Here is a 20517-nt window from a genome sequence, read left to right on the forward strand (position 1 = left end):
ACACCTCTAATCCAGGGGGCTGGCCCCCTGCTATTTATCGCGAAAGAATGCTGTCACAAGCAGCTTAGCAACGGGATTTCTGTATGAGGGTGTTTTCAAACTGCACTTTTTTTGACAACTCCAAACCAACAATTGACGAAACTCACACGCGCAATAAACGAACCAACTTCCTGCGGTAGAAACATTACACTTTGAAGTAGGGTGCGATCAAAAATGATGTTTGAAACAAAAATGTTCTGAGCCCCCCCCTGTTTGTGGGTTACAGTAGAGACCCTGACCGAATCTTTGAAAAATGCAGTTTGAAATGGTTAACGTATCAAGAATTTGGTTCGTCGGGAGTTTAATCGCTATTCCGATAGGTGTGAAATCATTGTTTAGTTGTACGCAATCGCTGGAGTGCTCTCCGATTTGCAAGAAGTAAAAGGCGTTTTGAAACTGTACGTTTTCGATGGTTACCATCTGCGAGTTGATCAGTTTAATCGTCGTACCCGCTGTCTTTCCATTAGCATGAACGATGTTGATATCGGAAATACTGCCTGCACGCAGGGTTGAAATACTCGTACCGTCCCACTTAAGCAAATCAGATGTTAATGAGGTATGGGATATCTTGGTACACCACGCGCCAGACCCCTTAATAAACACACCGTACGACGTGATCGTAGTCAGGGCAGAGGAAACGACATAGATACCAGGTGGGAAGAATATAACACCTCTACCATTTGCATTGGCGGCGGCAATGCACATCATGCACATAACAAAAAAAGGGCGGCATCTCTGCCGCCCCCTCGCAACCTTGTCGCCCTAACTCTCTCCAAGCTCTTCACGCTCGCGCTTGGTTAACTTGCTCCGAACGAGAAGGTAGGACTGCTCCAGCATCGCAAGCACTTCCTTGTCCGGCACCTTGCCGTCCAAAACGACCGTGTTCCAATGCTTCTTGTTCATGTGATACCCCGGAAGAACCGATCCGGCATATTGTTGCCGAAGCAGCCAAATTTCTTCCGGATCGGCTTTCAGATTCACGCTTTCATGTTCTGCGGTGCGTCCGAACAACGCGAACATCTTACTTCCAACGTACAATACCGGCAGGTCCGGGTCGAAAGGATACCGGAGAGAAACGCCGCTTCGTTTCAACCCTAGCTCTATTAATCTCACGTGGTTCACAGGAACTCCACGTACTCTAGGAAACGTTTGATCATAATCGCCGCCTCCGCGCGCGTCGCGTTGCTCTGCGGATTAATCGTCTTGGTCGTCGAGCCTTGGATGAATCCGACGGACACGCACGTTTCCATCCCGGACTTCGCCCAGCTGCTTACTTTGGCTTTGTCTTTGAAACCGTTAAGAGCGCTGCTTGACGAGTCCCCTGCAACACCGGCATATTTCATCGCCCGCACCAGAATGGTAGCCATCTCTTCGCGCGTAATCTGAGCGTCCGGACGGAATCTGCCATCGGTGCCGCCCTCTACGATACCGGCTTCGCTTACGGCGCCGATATATGAGGCTTTCTTATGCGAAACTCCGACGTCCTTAAACTTCTTCGCTGCTTGGCTGTTGCCGGAAAGCCCCAAGCCGCGCGCGATATATTCTGCGAATTCGGAACGAGTGATCGCCCGCGTCGGAGAGTATGCCGTTAGCGTAGACCCTCGAACGATATACTTGGAAGCCAGCAGCGTAACCTCGTTTTTCGCCCAATGCTTGGTCATATCGGAGAATTCGATATTGCTCCTGATCGCTGCATAAACGCTGTTGCCCTTGCGTTTGAAGCTCACGTTCGCTCCCGCCGACGTCGTTCGAACGTTCGTCGGGACATACGTAACTTCTCCCGAATCGGGGTCGATTCGTACGACGGCTATCTGATTGCTCGGCACGCCGTTAGCGGACGATAGCACGAAGGTTCTTGTCACATAGGTTTCGTAGCTTTCGACTTCTCGCTCTTTGCCGCCTGCCAAGATACTGGCTGTAAAGTTCGCCGCCGACGTGATCAACGCTCCGCCTTTGCCTGCAATGGAAGTGGAGATCGGAGTCGTCGCTACTTTTTCGATATTGAGCAACAAGTACGCGGAAGATATGTCTCCCCCCGCTTCCTGCAACTGTTTGTTGTAATTAATCGCCTTGAGAGGCAAATCGAATTTCAAATCCCCAAAATCCAATTGGAACGATGTATTCGATGCTTTTGATGCGGCATCCACGACGGCTCTGAGAGGAATGCCGACTAGAGCGGCCGCTTCCGTAGCCGGAACCTTGAACGTAATCGTAGGTACGTTAACGCCGCTTCCCGGTTTAATCGCATCATAAGCAGCAAGAAACTTATCCGCGCTGATCATGTATCGATAAGTCGAGCGACCGGAAGGTGCGGCAGCCGAAACTCTGGTCGAGGTTTTGTCCGTAATGAACCGCTGCCCGCCCGCTCCGTCGGATTCCAGGAAATCGGGCAGTTTGCCGTTAGTAGGTGTCGTCGTACCGTTTCCGCCGTTATTCGTCACGACCAGGTCCGTAAACGCCACGACCGCTTGACTCAAATAATCTTTCAACGAGACGCCCGCTACTTTGTAGCTTACCGTGACTTTTTGTCCTACGTTGGCGGAAGAAGACATCGTTAATAAGACTTGTGGACCGGATACAGATACGCCTGTAACAGGAACGGTAACCCCGTCATACTTAACTGTATATTGCGACGTATACGGTGCAGTCGTAGCGCTTAGATTCGTCGAGTACGTCAACGCAATCTGGTTGCCCGATATAGCCAGAGTCGATAGCTGCGAAACAGCGCTCGAGCCGGAAGTAAAGCTGTATGCAACGATGGAATCCGCGATATTTCCGGATAGATCCGCAATGGCAGGGTTATTCGGATAATAGTAGAAAAGTAATGCAATATTCGCAGCCACATTCGAGGCCAGCGTGAGCTCGATCGTATTGTTGACCACAGCGACGTTCGTGATCGACGGAATCGTCGTATTCGTTCCGCTCGGCACAATAGAGAAGCTGTTCTTAGGCGGTACGTTAGAAAGACTTAGCCCTTCATTATAGGTCATCACGACTTTATTCGCATTCAAAGTAACGGAAGTCAATTCGGGTTTAAGGTTATCGTAGTGATTGCGGACATAGAAGTCCGTAAATGCCGGTACCAGATTTCCGCTCTGGTCACGCATCGGAAGCGTCCCCGTTCCCGGCAAATAAGAAATCGAGACCGGCAATGGAACTGTCGATGTCGTAGAAAGCGTGAGATAGATCGTCGTGCCGCTTATTATGGCACTGCTAATTCCGATGACCGTGTTATTCTGCTTGATCGTGAATTGCGAGAGCGCGCCTTCGGCTAAATTTGCGATCGAGCGGTTAAAGGTCAGAACAAGAGAATTCCCGTAAAATTGACCGCTTACCGGTTTGGGCAAAGTCGATTGCGTATTGTTCGTTACGACCCTATTGTTGAAAGTAGCCGCTTCTACTCCGCCGACGCTTTGCAACCTTCTTGCCGCAAGGGTACCATCCGGATAGTAGGAGATTTTGACCGTCTGTCCGACCAGCACGTTGTACAGCAAAGCAACGCGAACCTGTGAACCGCTAACGCTTACTCCGGAGACCGTCGTCACCACGTCGTTTACCGTCACATAGAAGTTGCCTGCAGACGGAACCTTGGTCGAATCCAGAGTCTCGCTGTAGTTCAAAACGATGATATTGCCGTCAATCTCCGCGCTGCTCACGACGGGCGTGCTGTTCGTGCCAGTTTGGAAAGTCCATTGATAGGGATTGGAGATTCCCGAATATTTATTGCCCGCCAAATCCTGAATTTTATTTTCCGGCACGGATATCGCATACAAAGTCGACGGGCTTAGTTTGGCAGTCCCGACAAGCTTGAACAATACCCTATTAGTCGCCGGATCGATCGACATCGTCAGTTCCCGCGTGCTTTTCGGATTATTTTGCGGGTAAATATAAGCCTTCGACGTACCGAGTAGCGGGCCTAAAGGTTTATTGAACGTTAGACTGAAATCCGTAATAGACGTACTTACGCTCGTCGATGACACCGCTGGGCTGTACACGGTAACCACAGGGGGTACAGTATCTACCAGAGCCGTAAACTGCCATGTTGTCCCGTCGAAATAGTTCCCGGTTGCATCACGATACACGTCCTTGTCAACGAACACCGAGTATTTGGTATTGTTGACGAGTTTAGGACAAGCGGATGTTGCCGGATTAATATTTATCGTAATCGTGTCGCTGCCTGCCCCTCCAACCGTTGACTCGGCGGCAATCGTACATACGATCGCATTCGTCGTCGCGTTCCGCATGACCACGCTTTTATTGCTGTTCGCGAATACCTTTTTATCGAATTGGATCGTCAGAGCGGTAGCGTTCAGATCACTTAGATTAGAGCCATTGGCCGGACTGAATGCGACTGCCTTCGGATTAGTTTTATCCAATGCCGGCTTCGTCGTGAACGTCCAGGCTCCTGCAGGGATCCCAGCGTAATCTCCGCCGTTATTGGCGTCTTTAATTACACCGGAGTCCATTAGAACATAATATCGCGTGTTGAACTCCAAACCTTTTAGCGGGCCGCTGACGTTCGTTCCCGACACCGTAAGTTCCGAAGCTGCAATGGTATGGACCGTGACGTTATCCGTCGCCCTTTTTATTTGTATGAAGCCTGCCCCCCCTTTAGTTACAGCGCGGGAGAACACCAAAGATAGCGTCGTTTGCACCGCGGGATCTACGGAAACGTATCCATTGTCCGGCGAGTAATTCGTGACGACAGGTAGTAGCGCTTCTACCCGGAACACCCAGTCCGTATAACCAATTCCTGCGAATTCGTTCGTTGTCGTATAACTCGTAATGGCACTTGAAGGAACCTCGACATGATAAGTTCCCGCAGTTAACGAGCCCGGAATAACGACAATTGATAATCCGGCGTCATCGCGCTGGACGGCAGTAGGATCCTGTACGTTAATATCCCTTCTGAAAGCCGAATCTTCTTCTTTCGTCAACGTAATGAGACCTGTCCCCGGAAGGACGACTTCTCCGAAAGTCAGTTTCAAGTTTGCATTCGTCACGACGGATTGCGTCCCATGGAGAGGGAAAAGCGTCGGCTTTAAATTGGCATCAACCGCCAGAGCCCGGACTTCCCACGGCGAAGGAGCCGCTGCGGCCGTTGTTGCAAAGAACAATTGTGAAAACAAGGAAACAATAAGTAGTAACGATAATGTACGATTACGTTGCAACCAAATAACCTCCCGGAAATAAACATAACTGTACTTATTACTTCGGCTAGAACGGGCCAGTTAATTAGCTTTCTCCGCATAAAAAAAACACATTGCGCCGGATAACCGGTAAGCAATGTGTTTCCGAATTTAATTCGCAAGTTAAGCTTGAGCTCCTTGCTTCAAAGCCTCGACTTTGTCCAAGCTTTCCCATGGAAGATCGATGTCCGTGCGGCCAAAATGGCCGTATGCGGCCGTCTGACGGTAAATCGGACGACGCAGGTCCAACATTTTGATAATGCCGGCCGGACGAAGATCGAAGTTGCTTTTGATCAATTCAACCAATTTCTCTTCGGCCACTTTCCCCGTGCCGTAAGTGTCGACGTTGATCGAAACCGGACTGGCTACGCCAATCGCGTAAGCAAGCTGGATTTCGCACTTATCGGCCAGGCCTGCAGCAACGATATTCTTAGCCACGTAGCGAGCCGCGTAAGCCGCGGAGCGATCAACCTTCGTCGGATCCTTGCCGGAGAACGCGCCGCCGCCGTGGCGAGCGTATCCGCCATAAGTGTCGACGATGATTTTGCGGCCCGTAAGGCCGGCATCCCCTTGCGGTCCGCCGATAACGAAACGGCCCGTCGGGTTAATGAAGAATTTCGTATCCGCATCCAGCCATTCGGCAGGCACTTCCGGATAGATGACGAATTCGCGAACATCTTGTTGGATTTGCTCCAAAGTAATTTCTTCGGAATGCTGCGTGGACACGACGATCGTATCTACGCGAACCGGCTTGCCGTCCTCGTATTGAACCGTAACTTGCGTTTTGCCATCAGGACGCAGATATCCCATTTTTCCGTTCTTGCGCACTTCGGATAAGCGACGGGACAAACGGTGGGCGAGTGCGATCGGAAGCGGCATCAATTCCGGCGTCTCGTTGGAAGCAAAGCCGAACATCAAGCCCTGGTCCCCTGCGCCGATGTCTTCGTTTTCCTTCTGTACGTCTTTACCGTCGCGCGATTCAAGCGCTGCGTTAACGCCTTGGGCAATATCCGCGGATTGTTCGTTCAGAGACGTTAACACCGCGCAAGTGCTCGAGTCGAATCCGTACTTCGCGCGAGTATAACCGATATCCTTAATCGTACGGCGCACGATGGCGGAAATATCGATATAATCGGCCTTACTGCTGATCTCGCCAATGACGAGTACAAGCCCAGTCGCAACGGATACCTCGCAGGCGACGCGCGCATACGGGTCCGCTTCCAAAAACGCGTCCAATACCGCGTCGGAAATTTGATCGCAAATTTTATCCGGATGGCCTTCTGTGACCGATTCGGACGTGAAGAGATGCCGTCCTTTAATCGACAATGTCTTCAACCTCCATATATAAAAATCAACCTTTCCCTATTGGAAAAGGCTGTTAAGATAAACCTTCAGGTAATAATGATATCGGAATTGTCAATCAGTGTCAACGAAAGACCTATAATTAGATAATGGTTTGCTGCGCCTGCTGAACCAACTTTTTTGTAATTCCTCCACCCAGAGATCCCGCTTCTCGCGAAGTCAGACTGCCAAGATAATTTTGCCCGAATCCGCCCGTTCCTATGCTTCCCAATTCTCCAGCAAATTCCGTATCGAATCCTTCTCCATGCTGCTGCCCGATCTGGACTCCAAGCTCGGAAGCGACCTCGTATTTCATTTGTTGAATGGCCTTCGCGCATTCGGGTACGATAAGTTTGTTGCTTCTATTCGCCATGATGAATGCCTCCTTGAATGTGATGGTTTTAGTGTGTCCGGTCCACGACATTCAAGGCCTATTACATTATGGGACTTGGGGTAAAAGAAGGTAAGGCGGCTTTTGATTAATGTTGGATTTTTCTACTTTGAACCAACTTACGCTTGCGCCATGCCGATGGCAATAGCCGAAATAAGTTTAACCAACTGACACCTAGCACTTTTGGATCGCGAGTCAGAAAATAACCGTTCAGAGCTATTTCATAAGCGACCAGCAATGGAAATCTCAACCACCAACGAAAATTAAAACGTTCATTCTTCAAAATCATCAGATATCGATTCTGATAAGAATGTCGGCGGATCTTTAATGCTATCTGCTTCCTATCGCTATTTACTCTCCACTGTCGTACATGAGAACCTTTAGCAGTTGGCTCATACCAAGCTTTCCAACCAAGTAATCCGGCTCGCCAAGCCACATCTACATCTTCTTTATATGCAAAAAAGTCTTCATCGAATAATTGTCCTTCGATTGAGATTTCATTAATCATCTTTCTTGAATACATGGCAGCCGCACCGGATACTCCGAATACTTGGCAAGCTTCGCAGTAATTATCCAAAGCTTGGTCCGCCCCTCGTTCAACCGCTTTACGCGTCCAATTCATCTCTAGACCAGTTGAGTCGATGAGCTTTGGATTATCAGCCAATGTTAAACAACCTGTAGTGCTTCCTAAAAGCGAATCAAGCTCTAGCCTTTCGACTAGCTTCTTCACATAATCAGGATCAAGCACCACATCCGGATTTAGGACAAGAACATAATCAGATGAACTCGATGAAATAGCTTGGTTCTGTCCTCCAGCGAACCCCATATTATCCCGATTTGCGATAATCCGAACATTAAGATCAATACTGTCGATAATCTCAACCGTATTGTCAGATGATGCGTTGTCCACCACGATTATTTTTAAGTTGGGCCACGATTGAAGCTTGATTCCCTGAAGGCACGCCCTAATATAATTCGCACTATTATAGGTGACAATACATACAGAAACCAACGGCTGCTTCAATAACCGACTCATGAATTCAATTCCTTCAAAAATGCCTGCAGGCCTTCTCTCCAAGGACGGAGATCCGTGAACCCATTCTGGCGAATAGCGGAGTGATCCATAACCGAATAGAGCGGACGGGGGGCTGGGCGAGGGAAGTCCTCTGTCGTACAAGCTTCAACCTTCATGGATAATTGATTTTCCTCGAAGATCGCTTGGGCAAATTCATACCATGTACATTTCCCTGCATTCGATGCGTGATAGATACCGTACGCTTCCGTCTGAACAAGCTCTATAAGGAATCGTCCCAAATCATATGTATAAGTAGGAGATCCGATCTGGTCGTGCACAACCGATACCGAGGACCGCTCTGAAGCGAGCTTTAGCATCGTTTTCACAAAATTGTTACCATACTTCCCATATACCCATGATGTTCTTACGATAAAGCTCTTTGAGGAATATTGTACTGCTGCCTGTTCTCCCTCAAGTTTAGTTTTCCCGTATACGGTTTGCGGTTCCGTAAGATCATCTTCACGATAAGGTTCACGTCCATTGCCATTAAAAACATAATCCGTGCTGATATAGCAAAACTTCGCGCCAACGGCCTCCGCCGACTTTGCCATATTGCTAGTTCCTGCCACGTTGACCATCCATGCCGCCTCTGGTTCGGATTCAGCCTGATCAACCGCCGTGTAGGCCGCCGCATGAAGAATAATATCTGGTTTTATCGACGCTACGGCGTTCATGCACTGTGCGGCATCCGTAACGTCCAGTTGCAATCGGTCAAGCCCGATAATTTCATAAGGTGTTCCCTTCAGCCGTACAATCTCCTCGCCTAATTGTCCCCCGGCTCCCGTAACCATAAGAACCGATTTCCTTCCGTTCATCTCCTATAGTCCCCCGTCGCGATCCTGGTCAGCCACTCCTGATTCTCTAGGTACCACAGGATAGTCTGCCTGATTCCGGATTCATAGTCGTATTTCGGCACCCATCCGAGCTCGTTTCGGATTTTGGTCGCATCTATCGCATAACGGCGGTCATGGCCTAGTCTGTCGTCCACATGTCGGATCAAAGAGGTCGGCTTGTCCAGCTCCCTCAGAATCGTCTCCACCACTTGAAGGTTAGTCCGCTCGTTGTTTCCGCCTATATTATAAACTTGCCCTTTGCCTCCTTGATGGAGCACGAGGTCGATCGCCTGGCAATGGTCTTCGACGTGAAGCCAATCCCGAACTTGCAATCCATCCCCGTATACCGGCAACGGCTTATCCCGCAATGCTCGCGTAATCATGAGGGGAATAAGCTTCTCCGGGAATTGATACCGGCCGTAATTATTGGAGCAGCGCGTGATATTGACATTCATGCCGTAAGTTTCATAGTAAGCGCGGACAAGCATATCCGCTCCGGCTTTACTTGCAGAGTAGGGGCTGTTCGGCGCAAGCGGAGTCGTTTCCGTAAATACCCCTTCCTCGCCCAGCGTTCCATAGACCTCATCCGTAGAGATTTGCACGAACTTCCCCACATGGTATTCTCTCGCTAAATCCAACAAAGCCTGCGTCCCCGTCACGTTACTGCGAACGAATATCCCCGGATCTTCAATGCTTCTATCGACGTGCGATTCCGCCGCGAAGTTAACGATAGCGTCAAAACCTTCTCGAATAACTTCATCCATTGCTATCCGATCCGCGATATCGACTCGAATAAACTTATATTTCGGAGACTCATCAATCCCGTACAGATTGTCCAAGTTGCCTGCGTAAGTTATAAGATCTGCATTTGTAATATGATAATTCTCATATTTGGAAAGTATATAGCGGATAAAATTACTCCCGATAAAACCGGCACCGCCCGTTACTAGAAGCCTCATTATATTCTCACCTTTAATAAACGAAATTATTGTCGGCATCACCGATGAGGGGATGACCGATGTCTTTGGATGAAAGTACCGGTGGAGTGACTGGCCATTGAATTCCAAGCCCCGGATCGTTCCAAGCAATTCCTCGATCATGCTCGGGGGAATAGAAGCAATCGACTTTGTACTGAACTTCCGTTCGAGATTCCAAAGTGCAAAAACCATGGGCGAATCCCTTGGGGACAAATAGCTGCAATTTATTCCGAGAAGACAGTTCAAATCCTTCCCACTTGCCAAAAGTCGGGGAGCCTTGTCTGATATCGACTACGATGTCATATATCGCCCCGGACGTCACCCGGACAAGCTTGCTCTGAGCATGCGGATTCAATTGGTAATGCAGGCCTCTTATCACTCCGACTTCGAGAGATAAGGAGTGATTATCTTGCACGAATTCTGCCGTTATACCGGCCTTCGCCAACTTTTCCTTATTGTAGCTTTCCAGAAAAAAGCCCCGATTGTCTTCGTAGACAGTCGGTTCGATGACTATTATATCCTTTAGTATTTGCCCTTCTCGGATCTTCATAGAAATCACCTTGACGTTATATAAGTTTTCCGAACTCGTCTCCGAACCGAATGTCTTTAGCCAGCTCGTTGGCTGCCATTAACGACGAATGAGTTCCTGCATCCGTCCACCATCCTTGGAGCATGTCGTACTCCAAAAGCCCCTTTTCGATATATGCGTTATTCACGTCGGTGATTTCAAGCTCGCCGCGGCCAGATGGTATTAAAGTCTTAATAATATCGAATACGCTGGGGGCGAACATATATATACCGGTTACCGCATAGTGACTCTTCGGATAGCGCGGTTTTTCTTCAATTGACTTAATTTTATTCCCGTGGAGCTCTGGGACTCCGTATCTAGTAGGATCTGGGACCTCTTTCAACAAAATCTTCGCGCCTGATCCATATTCCCGGAAGTTAGAAACGCACTTGGCAATGCTGTCTGAAAATACATTGTCCCCGAGTATAACGACCATGGAATCGTTGCCCACGAATTGCTCGGCCAAACCTAGCGCTTGAGCAATTCCTCCGGCCTCATCTTGCACTTTGTATGTAAAAGTGACCCCCATCTCTCTGCCGCTGCCTAAGAGATTTACGACATCCCCCATGTGCTCTTTGCCTGTTACGATCAATATATCCATAATATCTGCTTCTTTAAGTCTCGCAATTGCATGGAAAATCATAGGATACTTCCCTACCGGAAGCAAATGTTTGTTGGTTACTTTAGTAAGAGGCAGTAATCGGGAGCCTGTCCCGCCGGCCAAAATAACGCCTTTCAAAAGAAACACTCCTCTCGGACATCTCCTGCTAATTATACACGAAAAAATAACCGCCAACTTAATTAAGTTTGGCGGTTACTTCTCTTGATCGAAACCATCATTATTAAATCAATTTATAAGTGCCTCTGACTAGAACGGTCAGCCCTTTGGATTGTTTAGGATCCGCTTCGACGCCGCGTTCCCCTCTCGGGTTCAGGATAAGGTGATTGTTACCGACGAGCTTGCCCGGCTTGATATCCAACCCGTCCGTCAGATCCGACAAACCGTTGGCATCGGAGCTGTAAGCTAAAGCTCTGCCTGTCCTAACAATGAGCTCGCCCCCGTCCTCGACAATCAGCTTGGTACCCCATGGAACCGTCACGACCTCGAGTTTGGAAGATCCGCCCCCACCGCCAGATGCCCCTTGTTTACTAAGCTCTTGCTGAACCAGCTTAGCTACCATGGAGTCCACGTAACCCTTCGTCACAATAGGATCGTCTACCGACCCGGGAGTGGAGCTCGTATCGGCATAGGCGGACTGGTATAACCCGACAGCTCCGATGATTGCAGCGACGAGAAAAGCAACGGATAGCAATTGTAATAATTTCGAACGCATATTCATCATCCCTCTGCAAATTTCGACATTAATAAGTTAAAGAATATCTATCACTTTAATCATACACGCCAGAACATGCGATGCATACTAAACTTTCGAACGATTTTTCTCGGAATTCGTCGATAAGATAGCCCCATCCGATAACCCAAAAATTTGGCTACCGATTCAGCAAACCACCTTGGGAGCCAGATCCATAACTTAGGTCTGCATAGGTAGCGAAGCTGTGCCTTTATTAGACGTAGTCCTTCACCCTCAGGCCTCGCATATTGAAAAATCCAATCGTTCATCTTGAGAGAGACGCCAATGTCGAAATTCCTGCGGAACTCCTGGCTCAGCTTGTATTGATGGGAATGCAATACCGCAGCTTCCGAGGCATACGCAATGGAATATCCTTTAAGAATACACTTCGCGGCATATATCATGTCCTCATTGGAAATGATCGGTTCGGGAAAGCCCCCCACTTCCACAAATACGTCTTTCCGTATAGCCGAACAGACATCCGAAAAGAAAAAGGTCTTAATCCCGTACTTATCCACGTCCGCAATCGTTTTTAACTTGGAGTCATCAGGATAGTTGAACTCCCGAGTCATTTGTTCAATTGGAGTCGCTTCCGGTCTGGCGATCTGCCTCCCATAGGCGGCGGCCACTTTCGGATCAGAGAAAGGAGCTATCAGTTCTTCGATAAACGTATCGCTCTCAGGCAACGCGTCTTGTGTCATGAATACGAGTATATCCCCTTTGGCATGGGACGCTGCGAAGTTACGGGTCCCCCCATGATCGAAATCATTCCTTTCGACGGATAATATAGTTGCGCCCAATTTCTGTGCCTCGCCAACGGTGTTGTCTTCTGAATTGGAATCTACGACTATGATTTCATGGGGGGGGAGCGTTTGGTTTCGCAGTCGACTAACCAATACTGATATATACAATTCTGCGTTCAATGTGGGCAGGATAATAGATACTTTCATTAATCTGTTTCCTTTCAACGGCTAGGTTAACCCCTTATTATTTCAATAGGATGATACAGGGATACCTTTTTTTCCATTCCTCGCCTCTTGAACAGGACTGTTTATCTGTCTTTCAATAATAGTCATTGGTTTCTTCTTAACCTGTTGATATATTCTCCCTAAGTATTCGCCAATAATGCCCAAAAAAAGTGCATTCAAGCTTAGTGAAAGCAAAATAAGTATCGTAGTGGTTGCAAATCCTGCAGGCCAATTAGCCCCCATAAACTTTCCAACTAAGTAAACCAACAACGCAAGAAAGGTTATCGCGCTTACTATTAAACCTGTATATGTTGCCAAACGTAACGGCACAAGGGAGTGGTTCAATATTCCGTCGAATGCCAGACGAATTAACTGATTAAACTTAAATTTGGATTGTCCTCTTGTTCTTTCGTTCCTGTCATATGGAACTCCGATTTGATTAAAACCCATAGCCGCAATGGCGCCGCGAAGATAGGGTTGCTCATCCTTATATTCCTTTAATTGATCCAATATTTTGCGGTCCACTAATCTAAAATCCCCTGCGTCTCGCGGTATATGATCTTCACTCAGCTTATCTACGATTCGATAAAATACTTTTCTAGTAGTGTTAATTAAAAAACCTTCTTTACGGCTCCTTCTCTCGCCATATACCACTTCATTCCCATTTTCCCAATGTTCCAGAAATACTGGCACTAGTTCAATCGGATCTTGGAGATCACAATCTAATTGAATAGCTGCATCTCCTATTGCATTCAAATAGCCCGTATATATTGATTTCTGATAACCGAAATTCCTAGAAAATCTGATCACGCGAATTCTCTTATCATTTCGTGCCAGCCCTTCGAGTAAAGCGAAAGTACTATCCGTACTGTGATTATCAGTAAATAAGATTTCATAATCATACAATGGCAGTTGATTCATCTGGTACTTTACGGCTTCATACAGTGGGAATACATTTTCTTCTTCGTTAAATACAGGAACAACAAATGAAATAAACTTCTTGTTATTCATCCGCAACCACCACCTTCTGCCGGTCAAGTTGATTCACCATCCGGATAATACCCTCTTTCAGATCGACACGAGGTCTCCAACCCAACCCAACTAATGAACTGATATTCGCTTCTGAAGTTAATATTTCATTTTCCCGATAAGGAAGTTTTCCGAAAAGAAGTTCAGAAGTCGAAGCACACAATTCTTTTGACAGCTCTACAAAATGTCTAATCGAGCAGGTGTCACCTGTTCCTATCTGAAACTCCGAATAATTACCACTTAAACTCGGGAGTGATTCAATAATATTGAGATACGCTGATACGACATCGTCGACATATATAAAATCCCTTCTCTGTTCCCCGAGAGTTAGAGCGATAGGTGACTGATTGTCATAAAGCTGGCGTATAATATTCATAGTAAATTTAGATGGATCATCCAGTGGGCCGTAAATATGTTCAAGTCGAGCGTTAATTAAAACCAATTGTTTAGAAGCGATATAGCTCTGAGCCGTCTCCAAAAAGTACTTCTTGGATAAGCAATAACTATTCAAATATGAATATTTATATGAATTGTTATTATTAAAATAAGTGTCGGTATTGATAAAATAAGTTCCCGGTTGAAGGTTCTCCATGATTTGAAGAGGGAAAATAATATTATCGTTGAAAACCTCACTCGTAGATGCCCCATTTTTCCCGTAATTTGTTGCCAAATGAATGACAGCGTGAGGATTGAATTGCTCCACAATTTCGGATATCGAGGTGAGATCTACATCGAATGATTTTACTGCATGAAGAATCTCCCCAACCCTTGAGAGATTGGAGAAACTCCGTTTCACAATTGCAATATTATGATCTTTCTGCAGCAGCGCTTTAATTAAATAACTTCCTAGAAAGCCGGTAGCGCCTGTCACCAAGATATTCATACACTTTCATACTCCATTATTTGATCAAAGCATACTTTGGACATAGTCTCGCCCGATTCGTAAGCACGTGTCCACTCTACTATTTTATCCAGTGCCGTATCCAACCCCCATTTGGGGTGCCACTGCAAATGCTGTTTCGATTTTGAACAATCCAGCTTTAGATATGTCGCTTCATGGGGATGAGTGGAGTTGAGATCAATATCATAACAGTCCGAACCAAATCCCCATTTATCAGAAATTCTCTCTACGATCCACTGAACAGGTTTGGCGTCCTGATCATTTGGTCCAAAATTCCACGCATCCGCATATTTAACACCATGTTCATAGAGGAGCTGAGATAATAGTATATATCCCCCCAGTGGTTCTAGCACATGTTGCCACGGTCTTATAGAATAGGGATTGCGTATAAGTACTCTTTCACGTTTTAACATTGAGCGAATGATATCAGGAATTAGCCTCTCTGAAGCCCAGTCGCCTCCTCCGATAACATTTCCCGCTCTTGCCGAAGCTATAGCGACGCCATGCTCATGATAACGTACTTTCGGAAAGAAAGAATTACGGTATGCTGCCGTCACTAATTCTGAACACGCTTTGCTACTAGAATAAGGATCATGACCACCTAAAGGTTCGTTCTCTCTATAGCCCCATTCCCACTCATTATTCTGATAACATTTGTCTGTAGTAACATTCACCACAGCTCTAACTGTCGAAGTATTTCTAACCGCTTCTAATAAATTTGCCGTCCCCAATACATTTACCTGATAAGTTTCCAACGGAGATTTATAGGATTCACGTACCAAAGGCTGTGCTGCCATATGAATCACGATATCCGGTTGAGCATCGGTAATCACAGCATTCAATTTAGCGAAGTCTCTAATGTCCCCGAATATAGAGGACTTGATATGGCTTTCTACATTGGCAAGATTAAACAAAGAAGGATCGGTCGGCGGAGTTAATGAATAGCCTGTTACTGATGCACCTTTTTGAGATAACCAAAGAGAAAGCCACGAACCTTTAAATCCAGTATGGCCGGTAATAAATACTTTTTTTCCCCTCCAAAACTCGGTCAGACTTCCATGAACTCCCTGTCCCACGTGTTCCATGGTGCTTTTCCTGTTTTCCATAGTTCCTCCAAATGATTTTTATCTCTCAAAGTATCCATCGGTTGCCAAAAGCCCTCGTGCTTGTACGCCATTAACTCTCCGTCTTTAGCCAGTCTCTCAAGAGGTTCTTTCTCAAACACACTTTGATCGTTGTCGATATACTTGAAGATTTCTGGATTCACAACAAAGAAACCGGCATTAATCCACGAGCCATCTCCTTTTGGTTTTTCTTGGAATCCTTGAACTTCATTTTTACCTGTAATCTCAAGCGCTCCGAATCTTCCACCAGGTTGAACGGCCGATACAGTTGCTAATCTGCCATGATTGTTGTGAAACTTCACAAGCTCAGTAATATTAATATCGGAAACTCCATCGCCATAAGTCAACATAAACGGTTCATTATCTATATAAGGGAGTATTCTCTTTACTCTCCCTCCCGTCATGGTATCAAGCCCCGTGTTAACCAACGTTACTCTCCACGGCTCCGCCGAATGCTTATGAGTGATGATTTGATCTCCATTTCTGAAATCAAATGTAACGTCTGATTCGTGAAGAAAATAATGCGCAAAATATTCTTTGATATAGTATCCCTTGTATCCCAAACAAATAACAAAATCATTATATCCGTGCGTTGAGTAATGCTTCATTATATGCCATAAGATCGGTCTTTCTCCAATTTCAATCATTGGCTTAGGTTTTAAGTGGGATTCCTCGCTAATTCTTGTCCCATATCCACCCGCAAGTAAGACGACTTTCACGTTCGACAACCCCCTAGTAGAGTCATTAGCTCAATTATATCTTTACCACTCGACAAAAAATAGTGTTTGCGGTGTTAATTCATGCTGTATTATTCAGCAAATTTACTAACAAATTCCCTAATCTTGTGTACCGTGTAGTCAATCATCTCATTGGTAAGACCCGGATAGACGCCGACTAAGAATGTGTCATGCAAAATCTTATCCGTATTTTTCAAATCTTTATGGATCCTAAAGTTCACATTCTGAAATGCTGGTTGACGCACCAAATTACCTGCAAATAACATTCGGGTTTGAATTCGGTTGCTTTCCAAATATCTCACAATATCATTTTTGGTGAACTTCACACCATCTTGCAAAGTTAATATAAATCCAAACCAGCTAGGATCAGAATTCTCTGTTGCGGTAGGAAGTATAAAAAATTCCTCTAGATCCTGCAGTCCATCACGAAGGCGCTTAAAGTTATTTTTCCTGGCTGCTGTGAACATTGGAACCTTTTTCAACTGTTCTACTCCAACAGAAGCTTGCATGTCGGTGACTCTAAGATTATATCCGACATGAGAATAAGTGTATTTATGATCATATCCGAACGGTAATGAACCGAGTTCCCAACCAAATCGTTTCTTACAAGTATCATCGCATCCTGAAGGACACCAGCAGTCTCTGCCCCAATCCCGGAACGATTCGATTATCATTTTAAGTTGCGGGTCGTTGGTGTAGACAGCTCCGCCCTCTCCCATCGTCATATGATGCGGAGGATAAAAACTGGATGTTCCAATATGGCCGTGAGAACCGGTTAACTTCCCATTAAAAGTGGACCCTAAAGCATCACAGTTATCTTCTATAACCCACAGCTTATATTTCTTTGCGACTTCCATAACTTTGTCCAACTCAAAGGGATTCCCCATTGTATGAGCTATCATGATTGCCTTTGTCTTAGCCGTGACAGCTTCCTCAATTTGATCCGCGATAATATTGTACGTTCCCAGTTCTACATCCAAGAACACTGGAATGGCACCATTTTGTACGATTGGAGCTACCGTTGTCGGAAAACCAGCAGCAACTGTGATTACCTCATCACCTGGTTTTACCCTGCGATCTCCTAGTTTAGGAGAGGTGAGCGTCGAAAAGGCGAGAAGATTCGCTGAAGATCCTGAGTTTGTTAGAAGAGCATATCTTACCCCGAGAAATTGAGCAAACTCTCTCTCAAATTGTTTAGAGTATCTACCTGCCGTTAACCAGAAATCCAAAGAGGAGTCGACAAGATTCACCATTTCCTTTTCATCATACACACGACCACCATAGCTCAATGCCGTTTTCTCCGAATCAAAGGGCTGATCCTTCACATGGAATTGATGATAAAAAGTATCTACTTTAGAGAGAATTACTTTTCTGAATATAGATTCGAGACTTTCTTTGTTTAATGTTCCTAATACTGAAACGTTAGTTTCCGGAAGTATTTCTTTCTCAGAAACATCACATAAATATTTCCCACCGCCGTAGGTGATGAGTAATTGATAGTTTTCAATCGGGACTGATTGTTCCGGCTTTAATCTAACAATTTCCAATTTGCCTTTTAACACTTCAAGGACGATACCATACGATCGATCGTCTATTAATTCAATAACACTTCCAACCTTAATCATTTTGACACCTCTGTTTGGGATTTAAAACTCCAGTATTTGTGGCCTGTGTAACTCATCATTGTTGTAACAGTTAATGCTACGGCCTGGTTAATTAAGCTATTCCATAAGTTTGCACTCATTAGTATTTCTAACACTGCTAGATTTACTAAATACGTAAGGAAATATACCGAGATAAATTTCAAAAATGGAGCCATGCCACTATAATTTTGTAACCGAAAAGTCCATTTTCGATTCCAATAATAACTATTAACAATTCCAACTAGATAGGAAATGCCTAGCGACCAACTATGCGACAGATTAAAAATCTCAACACATATAACAAACAGCAAGTAAGATAACATTGTGTTCGAGAATCCAACCACGATGAATTTAATTGGTTGTTTATCTAATTTTGCTTTTTGTCTATTTAACCACATCAACAGTAACTCCTAAAGTTCTTTCATCGGTATTTATATTGTGCTCTTTGGGGATAAATGTCTTTTGCACTTCAATATCAATTTTCACGGTATTGGCTTCCGCGGAACTAATTGGAATCGCTATGATAGACTCTCCCGGTTTATCCAATTTAGCCTCCTTGCACAAAACGCCATCAACCCAAAAACGAATTTCATTAGACGAAAATACACTAGGCAGCATGACTTTAAAACTAACTTCTTTCCTACCCTGAGGATTCAATTCTACACTAGCCGTCTTTCCTATCCATCCATCTGGTTGTCGATCTGTCCATTTTACGAAATTGCTACTAACTACTTGATACAACTCATATCCAATATACGTATCCCCAAATACCGGCATCTTTGTATGGTAATCAACATAAATACTTTTTGAATCAACGCGATCTTGAGCAACCAGTTTTAAATCCATTCCTTCGTTTTTAAATATGGATGTGTCATTCATAAATGGACTTGTACCTCTTAGCACCCAATAAGCAGGTATATGTCCTTTAAGTAAAAGAATATAATCATTGACTTTTGGCATTCTATCATCAGTTTTCGGGATTTCATTAAACCGATAAAGCTTCTGAATTTCCGGAGTAACTAATGATGGATCAAAAATATCCCGTATACCATCAACCTTCAAATCTTTTCTTCCGTATATTTCAGCAACTAACGTATTCGTCAGTGTCGTCGGCTCTTGATAAAAAGCCCAATTCTCAATAATCAATCTTTGCCCACTCTGTGCAGTATTTACGTAGTGTTTGATGGCATCTGAATATAATTCAGCCATTGTCGTCTGCGTAGAAGCCATAAAAACATTATACGGAATGCTGTACAACCGAGTGGCTCCAGTTGCTAACATAACGCAAACTAAGATTAGCGTTCTATTACGAATTGATATTAATCTAAACCGCCCTATAAGCACGGACAGAACCAACACGAATATTGCCGCTATAGCATACAAGTAATATCCAAGAGACCATCTCCAAATCAACAATCCTCCTAAATAACTCCATGCCATAGCCAACATTCCTATGAGAATTGGCAGCTCTTGATCAAATCGAGCCCTTTTCCATAACATAAATGCAGCAATACAAAGGGCCAACAGACCAGTGATAATAACATCCGGCTGTTGGATAAAATAAAATTTAATGTTATTTAGGATCAAGTTCAAATCAATAACATAGGAGGTATAAGAAGCATCACCTTTCTGAAATAACAAACCAGGCAATTTAGAAGCTATTACTGCAGCTACCACCCCCACGTAGTAATACAATGACCCTTTTAGTTGAGTGGTTCCATATCTCTTGTCTAACATAAAACTAATAAGACCTGCCGCTATAGCATAAACGGCGATAACCAAACTTGTTTCTTTGGACCAGCACGCTAGAAGAGTACTCAGGACTCCCCCAGCTAGAGCAAGAATCTTTTTTATTCGACTAGTAGATTGAATATATCGAATCTGAAAGAAAACCAACAATAAAATAAAAAAGAGTATTAAATGTTCTTGCTTTCCAATGGTATATACATTTTCAGCTACCGGTGAGCATGTGAAAAATAAAAAAACTGCGAAAATTGCTATTAAGTTGCTTTTACTCATCCATTTCGAGATATAAATAATCAAAAGTGTGATAAGTAACGTAATACAGGATTGAATCAAGAAATACCAAAATAAATCATCAGCGAAAAAGAAATACGTTACTGCATAGTAGAACCAAAAAAACGGAATATAACGGCCGGTTTCATCCGGTATCAGCCATGTTGTATTAAAGAGATTCTTACCAATTTGTGTGAACGTTGCTGTGTCTAGATAAAACCAATCGACCTGAATTAATGACGGATAAACTACGAACATCCACGCCAACACACCAGCCATATATGGAAACAAGGTGCTTGGATTTATTTTTTTCAAGAAAGGGACACCTCTGCTC

18 protein-coding genes are annotated in these 20517 nt (G+C 45.0%); all 18 read right to left on the reverse strand.

What is annotated here, in order from left to right; all coding sequences use genetic code 11:
• Positions 1-801 precede the first annotated feature (801 nt).
• The 18 genes from FPZ45_RS19015 to FPZ45_RS19100 all read right to left on the reverse strand — a co-directional run bounded on the left by FPZ45_RS19015 (position 802) and on the right by FPZ45_RS19100 (position 20498).
• On the reverse strand, positions 802-1161 hold the full coding sequence (locus FPZ45_RS19015) for an MmcQ/YjbR family DNA-binding protein (protein WP_144705415.1): 360 nt from the start codon (positions 1159-1161) through the stop codon (positions 802-804).
• Entirely contained in the window at positions 1158-5210 is a 4053-nt protein-coding gene (locus FPZ45_RS19020; RefSeq protein WP_144705417.1) for a SwmB domain-containing protein, read from the reverse strand. Before FPZ45_RS19020 ends, FPZ45_RS19015 begins: the two co-directional genes overlap by 4 nt.
• Positions 5211-5351: 141 nt before the next feature.
• Positions 5352-6554: a methionine adenosyltransferase gene (gene metK, locus FPZ45_RS19025; RefSeq protein ID WP_144705419.1), complete on the reverse strand. Its 1203-nt coding sequence runs from the start codon at positions 6552-6554 to the stop codon at positions 5352-5354.
• A 118-nt stretch (positions 6555-6672) separates the two neighbouring features.
• Positions 6673-6942, reverse strand: coding sequence for an alpha/beta-type small acid-soluble spore protein (locus tag FPZ45_RS19030; RefSeq protein WP_144705421.1), 270 nt, complete (start codon positions 6940-6942; stop codon positions 6673-6675).
• A gap of 106 nt (positions 6943-7048) precedes the next feature.
• Positions 7049-7996 carry a glycosyltransferase family 2 protein gene (locus tag FPZ45_RS19035; RefSeq protein WP_144705423.1) on the reverse strand — a complete coding sequence of 316 codons (948 nt, stop codon included), beginning with the start codon at positions 7994-7996 and terminating at the stop codon, positions 7049-7051.
• Complete coding sequence (gene rfbD, locus FPZ45_RS19040) at positions 7993-8826, reverse strand: dTDP-4-dehydrorhamnose reductase (RefSeq protein WP_246120504.1); 834 nt, start codon at positions 8824-8826, stop codon at positions 7993-7995. The genes FPZ45_RS19035 and rfbD overlap by 4 nt, the downstream gene beginning before the upstream one ends.
• Before the next feature lie 20 nt (positions 8827-8846).
• Positions 8847-9827, reverse strand: a complete 981-nt coding sequence (gene rfbB / locus FPZ45_RS19045) for a dTDP-glucose 4,6-dehydratase (RefSeq protein ID WP_144705427.1) — start codon at positions 9825-9827, stop codon at positions 8847-8849.
• Between the two features lie 13 nt (positions 9828-9840).
• Entirely contained in the window at positions 9841-10395 is a 555-nt protein-coding gene (gene rfbC / locus FPZ45_RS19050; RefSeq protein WP_144705428.1) for a dTDP-4-dehydrorhamnose 3,5-epimerase, read from the reverse strand.
• Positions 10396-10411: 16 nt separating this feature from the next.
• Positions 10412-11152, reverse strand: a complete 741-nt coding sequence (locus FPZ45_RS19055) for a sugar phosphate nucleotidyltransferase (RefSeq protein WP_144705430.1) — start codon at positions 11150-11152, stop codon at positions 10412-10414.
• Positions 11153-11255: 103 nt separating this feature from the next.
• Positions 11256-11747: a hypothetical protein gene (locus FPZ45_RS19060; RefSeq protein WP_246120505.1), complete on the reverse strand. Its 492-nt coding sequence runs from the start codon at positions 11745-11747 to the stop codon at positions 11256-11258.
• A 59-nt stretch (positions 11748-11806) separates the two neighbouring features.
• Positions 11807-12715 (reverse strand): glycosyltransferase family 2 protein, encoded by a 909-nt coding sequence (locus FPZ45_RS19065; RefSeq protein ID WP_144705432.1) that lies wholly within the window; start codon positions 12713-12715, stop codon positions 11807-11809.
• A gap of 42 nt (positions 12716-12757) precedes the next feature.
• Entirely contained in the window at positions 12758-13744 is a 987-nt protein-coding gene (locus FPZ45_RS19070) for a glycosyltransferase family 2 protein (RefSeq protein ID WP_144705434.1), read from the reverse strand.
• Positions 13737-14645, reverse strand: coding sequence for an NAD-dependent epimerase/dehydratase family protein (locus FPZ45_RS19075; protein ID WP_144705436.1), 909 nt, complete (start codon positions 14643-14645; stop codon positions 13737-13739). Before FPZ45_RS19075 ends, FPZ45_RS19070 begins: the two co-directional genes overlap by 8 nt.
• On the reverse strand, positions 14642-15748 hold the full coding sequence (gene rfbG / locus FPZ45_RS19080; protein WP_222430791.1) for a CDP-glucose 4,6-dehydratase: 1107 nt from the start codon (positions 15746-15748) through the stop codon (positions 14642-14644). Before rfbG ends, FPZ45_RS19075 begins: the two co-directional genes overlap by 4 nt.
• Positions 15712-16506 carry a glucose-1-phosphate cytidylyltransferase gene (rfbF, locus tag FPZ45_RS19085; RefSeq protein ID WP_144705440.1) on the reverse strand — a complete coding sequence of 265 codons (795 nt, stop codon included), beginning with the start codon at positions 16504-16506 and terminating at the stop codon, positions 15712-15714. Before rfbF ends, rfbG begins: the two co-directional genes overlap by 37 nt.
• Before the next feature lie 89 nt (positions 16507-16595).
• Entirely contained in the window at positions 16596-18149 is a 1554-nt protein-coding gene (gene rfbH / locus FPZ45_RS19090; RefSeq protein ID WP_246120506.1) for a lipopolysaccharide biosynthesis protein RfbH, read from the reverse strand.
• Entirely contained in the window at positions 18146-18565 is a 420-nt protein-coding gene (locus FPZ45_RS26060; RefSeq protein WP_144705442.1) for a GtrA family protein, read from the reverse strand. Before FPZ45_RS26060 ends, rfbH begins: the two co-directional genes overlap by 4 nt.
• Positions 18552-20498 (reverse strand): hypothetical protein, encoded by a 1947-nt coding sequence (locus tag FPZ45_RS19100; protein WP_144705444.1) that lies wholly within the window; start codon positions 20496-20498, stop codon positions 18552-18554. The genes FPZ45_RS26060 and FPZ45_RS19100 overlap by 14 nt, the downstream gene beginning before the upstream one ends.
• Positions 20499-20517 lie beyond the last annotated feature (19 nt).

Source organism: Cohnella terricola (assembly GCF_007786475.1).
Lineage (GTDB): Bacteria > Bacillota > Bacilli > Paenibacillales > Paenibacillaceae > Cohnella > Cohnella terricola.

What these genes read in the sequence shown, in the direction of transcription:
- rfbB (WP_144705427.1), bottom strand. Translation starts at nt 9,827, where the DNA reads ATGAGGCTTCTAGTAACGGGCGGTGCCGGTTTTATCGGGAGTAATTTT.
- rfbH (WP_246120506.1), bottom strand. Translation starts at nt 18,149, where the DNA reads ATGATTAAGGTTGGAAGTGTTATTGAATTAATAGACGATCGATCGTAT.
- FPZ45_RS19060 (WP_246120505.1), bottom strand. Translation starts at nt 11,747, where the DNA reads ATGCGTTCGAAATTATTACAATTGCTATCCGTTGCTTTTCTCGTCGCT.
- FPZ45_RS19035 (WP_144705423.1), bottom strand. Translation starts at nt 7,996, where the DNA reads ATGAGTCGGTTATTGAAGCAGCCGTTGGTTTCTGTATGTATTGTCACC.
- rfbD (WP_246120504.1), bottom strand. Translation starts at nt 8,826, where the DNA reads ATGGTTACGGGAGCCGGGGGACAATTAGGCGAGGAGATTGTACGGCTG.
- FPZ45_RS19065 (WP_144705432.1), bottom strand. Translation starts at nt 12,715, where the DNA reads ATGAAAGTATCTATTATCCTGCCCACATTGAACGCAGAATTGTATATA.
- rfbC (WP_144705428.1), bottom strand. Translation starts at nt 10,395, where the DNA reads ATGAAGATCCGAGAAGGGCAAATACTAAAGGATATAATAGTCATCGAA.
- FPZ45_RS19030 (WP_144705421.1), bottom strand. Translation starts at nt 6,942, where the DNA reads ATGGCGAATAGAAGCAACAAACTTATCGTACCCGAATGCGCGAAGGCC.
- rfbG (WP_222430791.1), bottom strand. Translation starts at nt 15,748, where the DNA reads ATGGAACACGTGGGACAGGGAGTTCATGGAAGTCTGACCGAGTTTTGG.
- FPZ45_RS26060 (WP_144705442.1), bottom strand. Translation starts at nt 18,565, where the DNA reads ATGTGGTTAAATAGACAAAAAGCAAAATTAGATAAACAACCAATTAAA.
- FPZ45_RS19070 (WP_144705434.1), bottom strand. Translation starts at nt 13,744, where the DNA reads ATGAATAACAAGAAGTTTATTTCATTTGTTGTTCCTGTATTTAACGAA.
- FPZ45_RS19075 (WP_144705436.1), bottom strand. Translation starts at nt 14,645, where the DNA reads ATGAATATCTTGGTGACAGGCGCTACCGGCTTTCTAGGAAGTTATTTA.